Source organism: Herbaspirillum sp. NPDC101396 (assembly GCF_044767365.1).
GTDB lineage: Bacteria > Pseudomonadota > Gammaproteobacteria > Burkholderiales > Burkholderiaceae_D > Herbaspirillum.
On record NZ_JBIWNT010000001.1, the window covers coordinates 218,091 to 232,931 of the forward strand.

The following is a 14,841-nucleotide window of genomic DNA, read 5'->3' on the forward strand; positions in this document are numbered from 1 at the left end:
CTCAATATGTTATCGGGAGTTGCAATGAGCAAGAGAATCAAGAAAGCCGTATTCCCTGTCGCCGGTTTGGGCAGCCGCTTCCTGCCGGCCACCAAGGCGCAGCCGAAGGAAATGTTGCCCATCGTCGACAAGCCGCTGATCCACTACGCGGTGGAAGAAGCGGTCGCCGCAGGCATTACCGAAATGGTGTTCATCACCGGCCGCAACAAGCGCGCCATCGAAGATCATTTCGACAAGGCCTACGAACTCGAAGCCGAACTGGAAGCCGCCGGCAAGCAGCAATTGCTGGACATCGTCCAGAACGTGATTCCCAAGAACGTCACCTGCATTTTCATTCGTCAATCCGCGCCATTGGGCCTGGGACATGCGGTGCTGTGCGCACGTCCGGTAGTCGGCGACGAGCCTTTCGCCGTGCTGCTGGCGGACGATTTCATGGACGTCGGTCCGGGCCAGAAGCCGGTCATGGCGCAGATGACTGAAGTCTACGAGCGCGAAGGCCTGAGTCTGTTGGCCGTGCAGGACGTACCGCGCAGCGACACCAAGCAATATGGCATTGTCAGCGCTACTGCCTACCAGGCCAATCTGGAGCGCGTCAACGGCATCGTCGAAAAGCCGGCACCGGATGTCGCGCCGTCGACGCTGGCGGTGGTCGGCCGCTACGTGCTCAACAATCGTATTTTCGAGTACCTCGAAACCATCGGCAAGGGCGCCGGCGGCGAGATTCAATTGACCGACGGTATCGCCGCACTGATGCATGCGCAGACTGTGCTGGCGTATCGCTACGAAGGCCAGCGCTATGATTGCGGTTCCAAGCTCGGTTATCTCAAGGCCACGGTAGCGATGGGCATGAAGCATCCGGAGACCGGTGCGGCGTTCACCGAATACCTGAAGCAGCTCGACATCAACTCCTGAAGCAAGGCAGGGCAAGGGGACCAACATGGCTATACGTGACATTCTGAAAATGGGCGATCCGCGCCTGCTGCGGCAGGCCGAACCGGTGCAGCAATTCGGCACGCCGGAAATGGACGTGTTGATCGCCGACATGTTCGAGACGATGCGCGCGGTCAACGGTGCAGGCCTGGCGGCGCCGCAAATCGGCGTCAACCTGCAGCTGGTGATTTTCGGTTTCAAGAAGAACCAGCGCTATCCCGACGCGCCCGAAGTGCCGGAAACAGTGCTGATCAATCCGACCCTGACGCCGCTGGGCGACGAGCAGGATGAAGGTTGGGAAGGATGTTTGTCGGTGCCGGGTCTGCGTGGCGTAGTGCCGCGCTGGAGTCGTTTGCGCTACGAAGGCGTTGACGAGAAGGGCAATCGCATTGATCGCACCGTCGATGGTTTCCATGCGCGCGTGGTGCAGCATGAATGCGATCACCTGATCGGTGTGCTGTATCCGATGCGGATCAAGGATTTCACGCGTTTCGGTTTCACCGAAATCCTGTTTCCTGAACTGGACCCGAACGACGACGATTAAGTCGATCAAGCCGGACCGATGAAGACTGCAATGTCTTCATCTCATAAAAAAATCGCGTATGAAGTCTGACTTCATACGCGATTTTTTATTGCCGGTTACTACTGCAAGCTGCGAGGCGCGATTCAGCCTTCCGCGACGCGCTTGCCGATATGCGCCAGCGCTTCTTCGATCTGGTCGATCAGGATCAGGCACAGGTCGCCTTCCTTGAGCGTGGCCAGCGCGGTATCGATGGCGAGGAATTCACCGAAGACTTCCTTGGTGACGGTGGTGCGGCGCGCATTGGCCAGGCCCTGACGCAGCAGCGCCAGCACTTCGCCGTCGGCGCGTCCGCGCTGGCATTGATCCTGGTACAGCACGACTTCGTCGAAGGCATCGCCGAGGATTTCGGTTTGCTGGCGGATGTCGATGTCGCGGCGATCGCCGGCACCGCTGATGACGACCGAGCGACGTTTGGCTGGCATGCTTTCCACCGCCTTGACCAGTGCGTTGATGGCGTCCGGATTGTGGCCGTAGTCGGCGATCACGGTGGCGCCGCGATAGTCGAACAGGTTGAAGCGTCCCGGCGCGGTGCCAACATCGCTGATGAAAGTGCGCAAACCTGCGCGTACGATGTTCCAGTCAAGGCTCAGGGCCCATACCGCGCCGACCGAGGCCATGGTGTTTTCCACCTGGAAGCCGATGCCGCCATTGCGGGTCAGCGGAATGTCCTTGAGCGGCAGGCGGATTTCCTGGTCGCCTTGCGCTGCGACGATGTCGTCGCCGTCGCGGTAGACCACGCGATGGCCTTGGGCACGATGCGTCGCCATGATCGGATGGGTCGGGTCGAGGGCGAAGAAGATCACGGCGCCGGGGCAGGATGGCGCCATGCTCGACACCATGGTGTCGGCGGCGTTGAGCACCGCGTAGCCGGTCGGCGCGACATTTTCAACGATCACGCGCTTGACCACGGCCAGGTCTTCGACTGTGCTGATGTAGCTGAGGCCAAGATGGTCGCCCATGCCGATGTTGGTCACGACGGCAACGTTGCAGCGGTCGAAGCCGAGGCCTTCGCGCAGCACGCCGCCACGCGCGGTTTCCAGTACGGCAGCGTCGACGTCGGGATGAAACAGCACATTGCGCGCGCTGCGCGGACCGCTGCAGTCGCCGGTGTCGGTGCGTTGATTGTCGATGTAGACGCCATCGGTGTTGGTCATGCCGACGCGCAATCCCTTTTGCGCGAGCAGGTGCGTGATCAGGCGCACGGTGGTGGTCTTGCCGTTGGTGCCGGCCACCGCGACGAGCGGGATGCGCGCGTCGTCGCCATCGGCGAACATGGTCGAGATGATGGCGTCGCCGACTGCGCGGCCCTTGCCGTAAGAAGGGGTAAGGTGCATGCGCAGGCCGGGAGCGGCGTTGACTTCGACGATGCCGCCTTCCTGTTCTTCCAGCGGCGCGTGCACGCTGTTGCAGACGATGTCGACGCCGCAGATGTCGAGGCCCACCATTTGTGCGGCCGCGACTGCGCGCGCAGCCAGTTCGGGATGGACGTCGTCGGTCACGTCGGTGGCGGTGCCGCCGGTGGACAGGTTGGCGTTGTTGCGCAGGACGATGCGCGCCCCTTGCGGCGGGATCGATTCGGCGTCGTAATTTTGCTTGGACAGCGTCGCCAATGCGATGTCGTCGAAACGGATCTTGGTCAGCGACGTGGCGTGGCCGTCGCCGCGCAGCGGATCGCTGTTGACCGTGTCGACCAACTGGCGGATGGTGTGTACGCCGTCGCCGATGACTTGCGGCGGATCACGGCGGGCGGCGGCGACCAGGGTCTTGCCGATTACCAGCAGACGGTAATCGTGGCCGGGCAGGTAGCGTTCGACGATGATTTCATCGCTGATTTTGACGGCGGCGTTGAAGGCTGCGACGATTTGCTCGTGGCTGCTGATGTTGACGGCGACGCCTTTGCCCTGATTGCCGTCACGCGGCTTGATGACGACCGGCGCGGCGATTTCCTGTGCTGCGGCCCAGGCGTCCTCGACGGTTTCCACCACGCGCCCGTTCGGCACCGGTACGCCGGCGGCGTTGAGCAGCATCTTGGTCAGTTCCTTGTCCTGCGCGATCGATTCGGCGATGGCGCTGGTGTTGCTGGTCTCGGCGGCCTGGATGCGTTTCTGGCGGCTGCCCCAGCCGAATTGCACCATGCTGCCGTCGGTCAGGCGACGGAAAGGAATCCCGCGTTTGACCGCAGCGGCAACGATGGAGCCGGTGCTGGGGCCGAGACGCACGTCTTCGTCCAGTTCACGCAGGCGCGCCAGGGCATCGGCCAAGTCGAACGGCTTGTCGTCGAGGGCGGCGTTGCACAGCTCCTGGGCCAGCTCGAAGGCGAGGCGGCCGACGGCTTCTTCACTGTACTCGACGATGACCTGATACACGCCGGCTTCAACGGTCGGAACGGTGCGGCTGAAGGTCACCGGGCAACCTGCCTGCGACTGCAGGCCCAGTGCGGCGGCTTGCAGCGCATGCGCCATGGAAACGGCCTTGACTTCACCGGCCGGTTGCAGGAAACCGATGTGCGGGAAGCGCGCGCGTAAGCGCACTTCAAAGCCGGGCATGCCTTCGATGGCGCGCTCGACTTCGGGGCACGAGACGATGGCTTCGATCGCAGTGTGCCTGCTCCAGAGGTTAGGGCCGCGCAGTACGCGAATACGTGAAACGTCCATCAACAAGTCTTCCTGAATGTGTCTGTTTTAAGTTTCTTGACCGGAGTCCGGCCTTGCTTTGGGCTGCTGTGAAACGGTCTGCTTTGAAAAGCTGTGCTTCAGGCCGACTGCGCCTTGCGCTTCTTGCCTTGCTCTTCCGCCTGCTCGGTACCGAACAATTCGATGCCCGCGCGGATCAGGTCGGCCGTGATGCCCAGCGCCCAGGTTGCGGCGACTGCGGCCAACACGTTCTCGATCTGGAAGCCAACCGCGCCGCCGCCGGTAATCGGGATCGCGGTCACGGTGCTGACGCGGACTTCCTTGTCGCCTGTGGCCTGGATGACGTCGCCGTTGCGTACGAAGACGCCGCGCTTGCCTTGCTTCAGATGTTCGGTCATGACCGGCGCTTCGCTGTCGACCGCGAAGAAAATCACTTCGCCGTCGCACAGGCCGGCCATGTCGGCGACCAGCGGATCTTCTGCGTTCAGGACGGCGACGCCGTCCGGCAGCACGACGTCGACCTGGGTGCGCTTGACCTTGGTGGCCAGTTGCTCGGCATTGTCGATGTAGTACTCGGGCAGGCTGTCGGCCGGATCGATGTTGGTGACCACGCCGACCTGGCAACGGTCGTAGGCAAGGCCTTCGGAGAGAATCGAGACGCTGCCGTTTTCAAACACGGCGGCTTCGACGGCGCGGTTGAGCAACACGCGATGCGCGGCGCCCCAGTTGGCGCGATTGCCTTTTTCGACCAGGCGCTGGCCGAGGTAAAGCCCGTCGCCGCAAGCCAGGCCGACATGCTTGCCGCTAAGGTCGATGATACGTGCGACCAGGCGGGCGATGGTGGTCTTGCCGTGGGTGCCGGTGATGCCGACGATGGGGATGCGGCCGGTGTCTTCCGGCTTGAACAGGTGTTCGACGATGGCCTGGCCGACCGGACGCGGTGTGCCTTCGGACGGTTTCAGGTGCATCAGCAGGCCGGGGCCGGCATTGACTTCAACGATGGCGGCACGCTGCTCGTCGAGCGGACGCGAAATGTCTTCGGCCACCAGGTCGACGCCGGCGATGTCGAGTCCGACCACGCGCGCCGCCAGTGCCGCCGTCGCAGCGACGCTGGGGTGAACCTGGTCGGTGACGTCGATGGCAACGTTGCCATTACGGAGCAACAAGACCTTTTTGCCGTTTGGCGGTACGGAGTCCGCAGTCAGGCCCTGACGTTCCAGCTCAAGACGGGCTGCCGGCTCGCGGTCGAGAATGACCGGGTTCAGCGGGTGTTCTTCCAGATCACCGCGGCGCGGATCCATGTTGACCACATCGATCAGTTGCGAAATGGTCGAGACGCCGTCGCCGATGACGAAGATCGGTTCGCCGCGGGCGGCGGCGGCCAGTTTGCCGCCGACGATCAGCAGGCGATGTTCGTTGCCGCGGATGAAGCGTTCGACCAACACGCTGCTGCCTTCTTCGAGCGCAGCTTTATAAGCGGTCTCGACTTCAGCTCGTGTGTTCAGGTCGATGAAGACGCCGCGACCGTGGTTGGCGTCGGACGGCTTGACGACAACCGGCAGGCCGATGTCTTCGGCGGCTTCCCAGGCATCGGCCGGGCTGTCGACGATGCGGCCTTCGGGAATGGCGACGCCGCAGGATTGCAGCAATGTCTTGGTCAGGTCCTTGTCGCGCGAGATGCTTTCGGCGATGGCGCTGGTCTGGTCGGTTTCTGCGGTCCAGATGCGGCGCTGCTTGCAGCCGTGGCCGAGCTGGACCAGGTTGCCCTCGGAGAGGCGGATCGACGGGATGCGGCGCTCGTCGGCGGCATCCACGATGCAGGCGGTGCTGGGGCCGAGGCACAGGGAATCGACCATGTCGCGCAGCTTTTCGATGGTGGCGTCGACGTCGAAAGGCTTGTCTTCGATGGCGGCCATGACCAGGTCGCGGCCGGCGTACAAGGCGGCGCGGGTGACTTGTTCATGACGGGCGCGGACCACGACTTTGTAGACGCCGCGCGTGGAGGTCTCGCGCGCCTTGCCGAAACCGCCGGGCAGGCCGGCCAGGTTTTGCAGCTCGAGCGTGACGTGTTCCATGATGTGGCCGGGCCAGGTGCCTTCTTTCAGGCGCTGCAGGAAACCGCCGCGCTCGCCATAGCTGCAGCGGTGTTCGACCAGCGAAGGCAGCCAGCTGGTCAGGCGTTCATTGAAGCCGGGAATGATGTTCGACGGAAAGTCTTCCAGTTCTCCGATATCGATCCAGACCTCCAGCGCAGGGCGATAGGTCCAGATATTGGGGCCGTGCAACGGGAGGATACGGAGAAATTCTATATTTTTCATGAGTAAGCAGTTGTGCCGCTAAGCGTTGTGCGTTCTGTCGATCCAAGCATGAATAACGCATTAAGCGCCGATTGGTTTACTTCACATTAACAAAATGCGAGCGCTACCATCGGCCTGCGGGTGTTTTTGCGGGATTTTCTTGTTCTTCGTTCCATATTTGTCCAAGCCCCTTCCCATAAGTTGCCTGTATACACAATATGTAACGATATTGTCTCAGACTGTTTGTAGTCTTGCATGCAAAAAAATCAGGAAATCGTCAGGGTTCGCAGCCAAACCGGCGCATTGTTTGTCATCGCAGGAGGGGCTCCGCGCGTTGTCGGGGTGGCAAACCCTTGCGATATAATATGCGCGGCATAGATTGTCGGCAAAATGTTGCCAGCAAAACCATACCTCACTGTCCGCACAGGACAAACATGCCGTTCAGATGAATAGAGAATCCCTCATCCCAAGCTCCTCCAATTTGCCCGCGCCGTGGCGCGCGGAAGCGCAAGCCCAGCTGGCGCCTGAAGAAAAAATCGTCACCTGGCTCGAGCTCGATCTCGATGCCTCGCTGAAATTCAGTCGCGGCCTGATCATCGCGACCGACCGCCGCCTGCTTGCCAAAGACAGCGACGGCCAGGGATGGACCGCATGGGAATACCGCGCCGGCCTGACACTGAAACACCATGACCACGCCGGCGTCGGCAGCCTCGAGTTGCAAGACGGGCAATCCCGGCTGGCTTTCTGGCGCTACACGCTGGCGCAAAATCCGCAGGCGCTGCGCCTGATCAACCAGTTTGACCAGCAGCGTGACGCCCAGGCGTCCGGCCAGGCTGCGGTAGAAGAAGAGCTGGACGTTTGCCCGCAATGCAAGGCACCGATCCCGCAAGGCCAGGAAACCTGCGCAATCTGCCCGGAAGCCAAGGAAGCGCCGCCGTCGACTTGGGCGCTGTTCCGCCTGACGCGCTTCGCCAAACCGTACAAGGGTTCCTTGCTGCTGGGTTTCCTGCTGACGCTGGCCTCCACCGCCGCGACGCTGGTGCCGCCTTACATGACGATGCCGCTGATGGACAACGTGCTGATTCCATTTCAGAACGGCGCACCGCTGGATTCTCACCTGGCCGGTCTGTACCTGAGCGGCTTGCTGGGTTCCGCAATGGTGGCCTGGATACTTGGCTGGGGCCGCACCTACATCCTTGCGCTGGTGAGCGAACGCATCGGCGCCGACCTGCGCACCACCACTTACGAACATCTGCTGCGGTTGTCGCAGGAATACTTCGGCGGCAAGCGCACCGGTGACCTGATGGCGCGCATCGGTTCCGAGACCGACCGCATCTGCGTGTTCCTGTCGCTGCATCTGCTGGACTTCATTATCGACGTCTTGATGATCATCATGACGGCCGCAATTCTGATTTCGATCAATCCGTGGCTGGCGCTGGTGACCTTGTTGCCGCTGCCGTTCATCGCCTGGATGATCCACGTGGTGCGTGATCGCCTGCGTCACGGCTTCGAGAAGATCGACCGCATCTGGTCGGAAGTCACCAACGTGCTGGCCGACACCATCCCCGGCATCCGCGTGGTCAAGGCTTTTGCTCAGGAAAAGCGTGAAGCGGCCCGCTTCAAGGAAGCCAATCGCCACAATCTGGTGGTCAACGATCGCGTCAACAAGATCTGGTCGCTGTTCACGCCGACCGTGACCATGCTGACCGAAATCGGCCTGCTGGTGGTGTGGGTCTTCGGCATCTGGCAGGTTTCGCACAACCAGATCACGGTTGGTGTGCTGACCGCCTTCCTGGCCTACATCAGCCGTTTCTATACGCGCCTGGATTCGATGAGCCGCATCGTGTCGGTCACGCAAAAGGCCGCCGCCGGCGCCAAGCGGATCTTCGATATCCTTGACCACGTATCGAGCGTGCCAGAGCCGGCCAATCCGGTGCACATCGAAAAAGTGAAGGGCGCCATCGAACTGCGCAACGTCGGTTTCCGCTACGGCAATCGTTCGGTCATGCGCGGCGTCGATCTGTCGATCGCGCCGGGCGAGATGATCGGACTGGTCGGTCACAGCGGTTCCGGCAAGAGCACCATGGTCAATCTGATCTGCCGCTTCTATGACGTATCCGAAGGCTCGATCCGCATCGACGGCGTCGACATCCGCTCGCTGCCGATTTCCGAATATCGCCGCAACATCGGCCTGGTGCTGCAGGAGCCGTTCCTGTTTTTTGGCACGATTGCCGAGAACATCGCCTACGGCAAGCCGGAGGCGACGCGCGCCGAGATTATCGCGGCCGCGCGCGCCGCGCATGCGCATGAATTTATCCTGCGCCTGCCGCAAGGCTACGATTCCCTGGTCGGTGAGCGCGGCCAGGCGCTGTCTGGCGGCGAGCGCCAGCGTATTTCGATTGCCCGTGCGCTGCTGATCGATCCGCGTTTCCTGATCCTCGATGAAGCGACGTCCTCGGTCGATACGACGACGGAAAAAGAAATCCAGAAGGCACTCGACAACCTGGTGCAAGGCCGTACCACGATTGCGATTGCGCACCGCCTGTCGACCTTGCGCAAGGCCGATCGCCTGGTTGTTCTTGATCGGGGCCAGGTGGTCGAAGTCGGTCCGCACGAAGAATTGATGGCGAAGCAGGGTGCTTACTATCGTCTGTATCAGGCGCAGGCGCGCAATCCCGAAGCCGAGGTGTCGGGCAGCGAAGAGAAGGATGACGAATGATGACTACGCACAGCGGCGTCGCCGCCCATAATTTCACCCTGCATCGCAACAGCTTTGGTCGCCTGGTCTTCGTCGACGCGGAAGGCGTCGCGCATGAGGGCGCGATTCCAGTGCGCGCTTTCCCAATCGGTGCGCCTGACGAAGGCATTGCGCTGGTCAGCGCCGATGGCCATGAACTGGCCTGGATCGATCAATGGTCGGACATTTCGCCGGAACTGCGGAGCGTGATCGAAGAGGAATTGGCCGCGCGCGAGTTCATGCCGGAAATCAGTCGCATCATCGGTGTATCCAGTTTCGCCACACCGTGCATCTGGGATGTCGAAACAAATCGAGGAAATACCTTTTTTACGCTCAAGGGCGAAGAAGATATCCGCCGTCTGTCACAATCTTCCTTGCTAATTGCTGACAGTCACGGTATTCAATTCCTCATCCGTGACATCAGGCAGTTCGATAAAACCAGTCGCAAGATTCTCGACAGGTTCTTATAAGCGTTTTGTCAGCACTCGTTGAAAACTTCTTCAGGCAATCCACGGCATTGCCTGAGTGTTTCTTCGATGGAGCCGAGAGTCTTGTTCGATTATTTTTTATAAAGGAATAGGCAGCGGATCCGGTGGGATAACCAAAGCAACAAGTCACCGGATAACGTACTAGGGATGGGAATCATTTTGGGGCTCTGGCAGGCCCGATTATTCCTATGACCGACTCACCGGATAAGAGGCGCTCTGCTTGCCCGCCTACGGCGCAGCCTATCATTGCATTGCCGGTAGCGCCGGTTTTGCGAGGTTTGATCGATGAAGCATTGAACGCCGTCATGGAGGAGGCTGCCGGGAATGCCTGTCTCAGTCTCGGTACGCTGGGCCGTTGTGCCGACTACGCGATTGTCGGCGCACGTGTGCTCAGCAAATTGTCGGATCATCCCCATGTCGCCGTCGCGGGAGGCGAGATCATTGATTGTGGCAATGGCATGTACATCGTCTTGTTCCCGACCAGAAGCGCGCGCCGGCATGCCCGCAAGTTATCGGATCTGAAGGATTACCATTGCTGGATTCAGTCGGTTCATGCGACGCCTGACGGCAAAGAACGGTTGGAGTGGATTGATTTCACCATCCGGCATGACCCTCTGGTCGCAAAGATGTTTGGCATTCTTTATTCCAATCCGCGCAAGGGTGACTATTTGTGGGACTGGTATGACAGTGTTCCTGAAGTGCCGGCGGATATCCGGCCGCAATTGTCGGTGAACGGCAATTGCGGCGACTGGATGTGGACGGATGCAATTTGCATGCGCTTGCTGCACAAATATGAACAGGAACACGATGTGCTGTTGAACGATCTGGTCGCTCGGGTGTTGCATCGGCTGGCAGATATGGTCGGCGTGCAAAGAAAATCCTGAGCGGCTTGCCGGTTTGTTTGCTTCGACAGTCGACGGGCAGCCTCAGAATTGCTCGTCAGGACGCAGGTAACGCCATTCTCCCGTGGGTAAATCGCCCAGCTTGACCCCGCCGATACGCACGCGCTTGAGGCCGACGACTTTCAGGCCAACCAGTTCGCACATGCGACGGATCTGGCGCTTCTTGCCTTCATTGAGAATGAAACTGAGCTGATCATCATTTTGCCAGCGCACCTTGGCCGGCTTGAGCAGCTTGCCGTCCAGCGACAGGCCGTGGTTGAGACGCTTGAGGTCGCTGTCGGGCAGCTTGCCCGGTTTGGTGTATTGCACGCGCACCAGGTATTCCTTGTCGACGCTGGTGTCTTCGCCAATCAGCTGCTTGGCGATGCGGCCGTCCTGCGTCAGCACCAGCAAACCGACCGAGTCGATGTCCAGGCGACCGGCCGGCACCAGGCTGCGCAGTTGCGTCGGATGGAATTGCGTATCGACCTGGTCTTCCTTCCAGCGCGTGGCGGCTTCCACCAGCGCGACTGCCGGTTTGTAGCCGTCTTCGGCCTGGCCGCTGACATAGCCCATCGGCTTATTGATCAGGATGGTGACGCGCTTGGATTGTTCCGCCGCGGCCTGGCGCTCGACGCTCACGCGCTGGTGCGGCAACACTTTGCTGCCCAGTACGGAGACCACAATGCCGTCGACACGGACCCAGCCTTTTTCTATCCATTCGTCGGCCTCCCGGCGCGAACAGAGGCCGAGTTCGGACATGCGTTTGGACAGGCGTACTGGTTCAGTCATGATGAATAAGCTAGGTGAAAATCGGGTTAAATAAAAGCGGAGGAAGCGGCGGTCGATGCGCGCTAAATGCGCAGCGCCTTGAGCAAATCGGTTTCCAGCATGATCTGGTTGCGCGGATGATTGAGCGCCGCACCATCGACCAGGAATACGTCTTCGACCCGTTCGCCGAGCGTCATCACCTTTGCCGTGTGCAGGTTGATCTTGTACTTGGCGAGGATGTTGGAGATCGTGTAGAGCAGGCCGTTGCGATCATTGGCCGACACCGATAGCAGGTAGTACTGGCCACGCTCATCCGGACGCAGATCAACCGACGGATTGATCGGGAAAGTGCGCGACAGGCGCGACAAGCGTCCCTTCGCAGGCGTCGGCAGCGGGCCGTCGGATTGCAGCAGGTGCGCCAGTTCATGCTCGATCAGATTGATGATGTCGCGGTAATTCTTGGCGAACACCGGCGCGCTGATCAGGAAGGCATCGAGCGCGTAATTGGTCTTGGTGGTGTGGATCTTGGCGTCGAGAATGCTGAAATTCTTTTCGTCGAAATAGCTGCAGATGCGCGCGAACAGATCGGGCTGGTCGGGCGTATACACCGCGACTTGCACGCCTTCGCCGATCGGCGCCAGACGGCATTTGACCAGCGGTACCTTGCTGTCCATCTTGTCGTAGAACGAGCGCGTCTGCCAGGCGATATCGGAGGCATCGAGGCGCAGGAAATAGGCGACGTCGAGCTGGCGCCAGAAATTTTCATGGGCGTCGGCAGGCAGGCCGTACAGGCGCAGCGTCTTGATCGCTTCCTGCTGGGTGTTCTTGAGCTCGCGGTCGGCCGACGGCGCTTCACCGCCGAGCACGCGCAAGGTCATGCGGTACAGGTCTTCCAGCAACTTGCCTTTCCAGGCATTCCAGACCTTCGGGCTGGTGCCGCGGATATCAGCGACGGTGAGCAGGTACAGCGCCGTCAGGTGGCGCTCGTCCTTGACCGAATCGGCGAATTGCTGGATCACGTCGGGGTCTGACAAGTCCTGCTTTTGCGCCACTTGCGACATGGTCAGATGGTGTTCGACCAGGAACACCACGAGTTCGGTGTTCGCTTCCGAGATGCCGTGCTGCACGCAGAACTGGCGCGCATCGGCCATGCCCAGCTTGGAATGATCACCGCCGCGGCCCTTGGCGATATCGTGGAACAGCGCCGCCACATACAGGATCCATGGCTGCGCGAAGTTGGCCATGAGCTGGCTGCAGAACGGATATTCGTGCGCGTGTTCGCTCATCGTGAAGCGGCGCACGTTGCGCACCACCATCAGGATGTGCTGGTCGACGGTGTAGACGTGGAACAGGTCGTGCTGCATCTGGCCGACGATGCGGCGGAAGTTGGGCAGGTAGCGACCCAGCACGCTGGTCTGGTTCATCCGGCGCAGCGCATGCATGATGCCGCGCTTGCCTTGCAGGATCTGCATGAACAGCGCATGGTTGCCCGGATCGGCGCGGAAGGCGTTGTCGATCTTGAAGCGCGCATGCCACAGCGCGCGCATGGTGCGCGCTGACATGTCCTTGAGTTCCTGATGCTGGGCCAGCACCAGGAAGACTTCCAGCATGGCCGACGGCGTGTCTTCGAAGACGTTGTCGTGGGCGATGTCGAGGAAGCCGTTGAGTTCGTTGAAGCGCTCGTTGATCTTTTGCGGGATGACATCCTGCGGGAACAGCTGCGCTTCGATATTCTGCAGCAGGATGGTGTTGAGCTGGGTGACCGCCTTGGCCGCCCAGTAATAGCGCTGCATCAGGTACTCGCTGGCGCGGCGCGTGTCGGTGCTCTTGAAGCCGAAACTCTCGGCAATCGGCGTCTGGATGTCGAACACCAGCCGGTCTTCGCGGCGGTTGGTGTAAATGTGCAGGCGGATGCGGATGTCCTTGAAGGCGCGTTCCTTTTGCGTCAGCTGGCGCGCTTCGGTCGCAGTCAACAAGCCGCGCTGGGCCAGCTTGCTCCAGGAGTCACCCAGTCCGGCCGCCTTGGCCACCCACAGGATCACCTGCAGATCGCGCAGGCCGCCCGGGCTTTCCTTGCAGTTCGGTTCCAGGCTGTAGGGCGTGTCTTCATATTTGACATGGCGCTGGCGCAGTTCCAGGGTCTTGGCGAGGAAGAAAGCGCGCGGATCCATGGCCGCCTGGCACTTCACCTGCAGCAACTGGAACAGCGTCTTGTTGCCGGTCACCAGGCGCGCTTCCAGCAGGCTGGTCTGTACCGTGATGTCGGCGGCCGATTCACTCATGCATTCGTCGATGGTGCGGATGCTGTGGCCGATTTCGAGGCCGATGTCCCAGAACAGCTGCACCAGAGATTCCAGCTTTTCCTGCATGGCCTTGCCGGGCGATTCGTCGAGCAGGATCAGCACATCGACGTCGGAATGCGGAAACAGCTCGCCGCGACCGTAGCCACCGACCGCGACCAGCGCGATGTCGCGCGGGAGGTCGCATTTGTTCCAGGCTTCGGTGAGCGCAGCATCGACGTTACGGCGCAGTTGCGTCAGCAGATGGTCGGTCTTGCCGTCAGCCTGGAAAGCCTCAATGGCCTCCTGGCGCGATGCTTTGAGTTGTTTTTTGAGGGTGACGGCAAGGGAGGGCATAGAAATCCGGTCGATGGATCAGGCAGTTCAGGCGAGAGCCGGGGCCGCTTGCTGGATGAAGGCCGGCGGCGCGGGCATGCCGGGCGACACCGTCAGCACTTCGAATCCGGTTTCGGTCACCAGCACGGTGTGTTCCCACTGCGCCGACAGGCTGCGATCCTTGGTCTTGATGGTCCAGCCGTCGCCCATTTCACGGATTTCGCGGCGTCCGGCGTTGATCATCGGCTCAACCGTGAAGATCATGCCGGCTTCGAGTTTTTCCAATGTGCCGGGACGGCCGTAGTGCAGCACTTGCGGCTCTTCGTGGAAAACGGTGCCGATGCCGTGGCCGCAGAACTCGCGCACCACGCTGTAGCCGGCTTTTTCCGCGTGCTGCTGGATCACATGGCCGATGTCGCCCAGATGCGCACCCGGCTTGATTTTGGAAATGCCGAGCCACATGCATTCATAAGTGATTTCGGTCAGGCGGCGCGCCAGGATGGACGGCTCGCCGATGAAGAACATGCGGCTGGTGTCGCCGTGGTAGCCGTTCTTGATCACGGTGATGTCGATGTTCAGAACGTCGCCGTTCTTCATGACCTTGTCGCCCGGGATACCGTGGCAGATGATGTCGTTGAGCGAGGTGCAAATCGCCTTCGGATAAGGGGTGTAGCCCGGTGGACAGTAATTCAGCGGGGCCGGGATGGTGCCTTGCACATTGGTCATGTACTCGTGGCACAGGCGGTCCAGTTCGCCGGTGGTAGTGCCGGCCTTGACGAAGGGGGCAATGTAATCGAGCACTTCGGCGGCCAGTTTGCCGGCCACGCGCATACCTTCGATATCTTCGGCGGTTTTGATGGAGATGGAGCCCATAAAGTTTGTCGCAATTCGCTAAAAATCGTTAAG

At 60.8% G+C, this 14,841-nt stretch carries 10 protein-coding genes; 5 read left to right on the forward strand and 5 right to left on the reverse strand.

Features of this window, described 5'->3' with window-relative positions; all coding sequences use genetic code 11:
- Positions 1–24 precede the first annotated feature (24 nt).
- Positions 25–912: a UTP--glucose-1-phosphate uridylyltransferase GalU gene (galU, locus tag ACIROY_RS00990; RefSeq protein WP_116432500.1), complete on the forward strand. Its 888-nt coding sequence runs from the start codon at positions 25–27 to the stop codon at positions 910–912.
- A gap of 25 nt (positions 913–937) precedes the next feature.
- Positions 938–1,474, forward strand: coding sequence for a peptide deformylase (gene def, locus ACIROY_RS00995; RefSeq protein WP_116432501.1), 537 nt, complete (start codon positions 938–940; stop codon positions 1,472–1,474).
- Positions 1,475–1,596: 122 nt separating this feature from the next.
- On the opposite strand, the gene cphA (ACIROY_RS01000) is transcribed toward def, so the two are convergent.
- Together cphA (ACIROY_RS01000) and cphA (ACIROY_RS01005) are read right to left on the reverse strand one after the other, a co-directional pair.
- Positions 1,597–4,167: a cyanophycin synthetase gene (gene cphA / locus ACIROY_RS01000; protein WP_402338993.1), complete on the reverse strand. Its 2,571-nt coding sequence runs from the start codon at positions 4,165–4,167 to the stop codon at positions 1,597–1,599.
- A 98-nt stretch (positions 4,168–4,265) separates the two neighbouring features.
- Positions 4,266–6,464, reverse strand: a complete 2,199-nt coding sequence (gene cphA / locus ACIROY_RS01005; protein ID WP_402338995.1) for a cyanophycin synthetase — start codon at positions 6,462–6,464, stop codon at positions 4,266–4,268.
- 424 nt (positions 6,465–6,888) lie between these two features.
- Here cphA (ACIROY_RS01005) and ACIROY_RS01010 point away from each other — a divergent pair, with 424 nt between their 5' ends.
- The 3 genes from ACIROY_RS01010 (at position 6,889) to ACIROY_RS01020 (ending at position 10,552) form a co-directional block, all read left to right on the forward strand.
- On the forward strand, positions 6,889–9,162 hold the full coding sequence (locus ACIROY_RS01010; RefSeq protein ID WP_402272016.1) for an ABC transporter ATP-binding protein: 2,274 nt from the start codon (positions 6,889–6,891) through the stop codon (positions 9,160–9,162).
- A complete protein-coding gene (locus ACIROY_RS01015; protein ID WP_402272013.1) occupies positions 9,159–9,650 on the forward strand; it encodes a DUF1854 domain-containing protein in 492 nt (163 codons plus the stop codon). Before ACIROY_RS01010 ends, ACIROY_RS01015 begins: the two co-directional genes overlap by 4 nt.
- Positions 9,651–9,856: 206 nt before the next feature.
- On the forward strand, positions 9,857–10,552 hold the full coding sequence (locus ACIROY_RS01020) for a hypothetical protein (RefSeq protein ID WP_402272010.1): 696 nt from the start codon (positions 9,857–9,859) through the stop codon (positions 10,550–10,552).
- Positions 10,553–10,594: 42 nt separating this feature from the next.
- On the opposite strand, the gene ACIROY_RS01025 is transcribed toward ACIROY_RS01020, so the two are convergent.
- The 3 genes from ACIROY_RS01025 to map all read right to left on the reverse strand — a co-directional run bounded on the left by ACIROY_RS01025 (position 10,595) and on the right by map (position 14,808).
- Positions 10,595–11,341, reverse strand: coding sequence for a pseudouridine synthase (locus ACIROY_RS01025; protein ID WP_402272007.1), 747 nt, complete (start codon positions 11,339–11,341; stop codon positions 10,595–10,597).
- A 62-nt stretch (positions 11,342–11,403) separates the two neighbouring features.
- Positions 11,404–13,956 (reverse strand): [protein-PII] uridylyltransferase, encoded by a 2,553-nt coding sequence (locus tag ACIROY_RS01030; RefSeq protein WP_402272004.1) that lies wholly within the window; start codon positions 13,954–13,956, stop codon positions 11,404–11,406.
- Between the two features lie 27 nt (positions 13,957–13,983).
- Positions 13,984–14,808: a type I methionyl aminopeptidase gene (map, locus tag ACIROY_RS01035; RefSeq protein ID WP_402272001.1), complete on the reverse strand. Its 825-nt coding sequence runs from the start codon at positions 14,806–14,808 to the stop codon at positions 13,984–13,986.
- Positions 14,809–14,841 lie beyond the last annotated feature (33 nt).

Excerpts from the sequence above, each read along its gene's own strand:
- ACIROY_RS01010 (WP_402272016.1), top strand. The coding sequence starts at position 6,889 with ATGAATAGAGAATCCCTCATCCCAAGCTCCTCCAATTTGCCCGCGCCG.
- def (WP_116432501.1), top strand. The coding sequence starts at position 938 with ATGGCTATACGTGACATTCTGAAAATGGGCGATCCGCGCCTGCTGCGG.
- ACIROY_RS01020 (WP_402272010.1), top strand. The coding sequence starts at position 9,857 with ATGACCGACTCACCGGATAAGAGGCGCTCTGCTTGCCCGCCTACGGCG.
- cphA (WP_402338993.1), bottom strand. The coding sequence starts at position 4,167 with ATGGACGTTTCACGTATTCGCGTACTGCGCGGCCCTAACCTCTGGAGC.
- galU (WP_116432500.1), top strand. The coding sequence starts at position 25 with ATGAGCAAGAGAATCAAGAAAGCCGTATTCCCTGTCGCCGGTTTGGGC.
- ACIROY_RS01030 (WP_402272004.1), bottom strand. The coding sequence starts at position 13,956 with ATGCCCTCCCTTGCCGTCACCCTCAAAAAACAACTCAAAGCATCGCGC.
- cphA (WP_402338995.1), bottom strand. The coding sequence starts at position 6,464 with ATGAAAAATATAGAATTTCTCCGTATCCTCCCGTTGCACGGCCCCAAT.
- ACIROY_RS01025 (WP_402272007.1), bottom strand. The coding sequence starts at position 11,341 with ATGACTGAACCAGTACGCCTGTCCAAACGCATGTCCGAACTCGGCCTC.
- ACIROY_RS01015 (WP_402272013.1), top strand. The coding sequence starts at position 9,159 with ATGATGACTACGCACAGCGGCGTCGCCGCCCATAATTTCACCCTGCAT.
- map (WP_402272001.1), bottom strand. The coding sequence starts at position 14,808 with ATGGGCTCCATCTCCATCAAAACCGCCGAAGATATCGAAGGTATGCGC.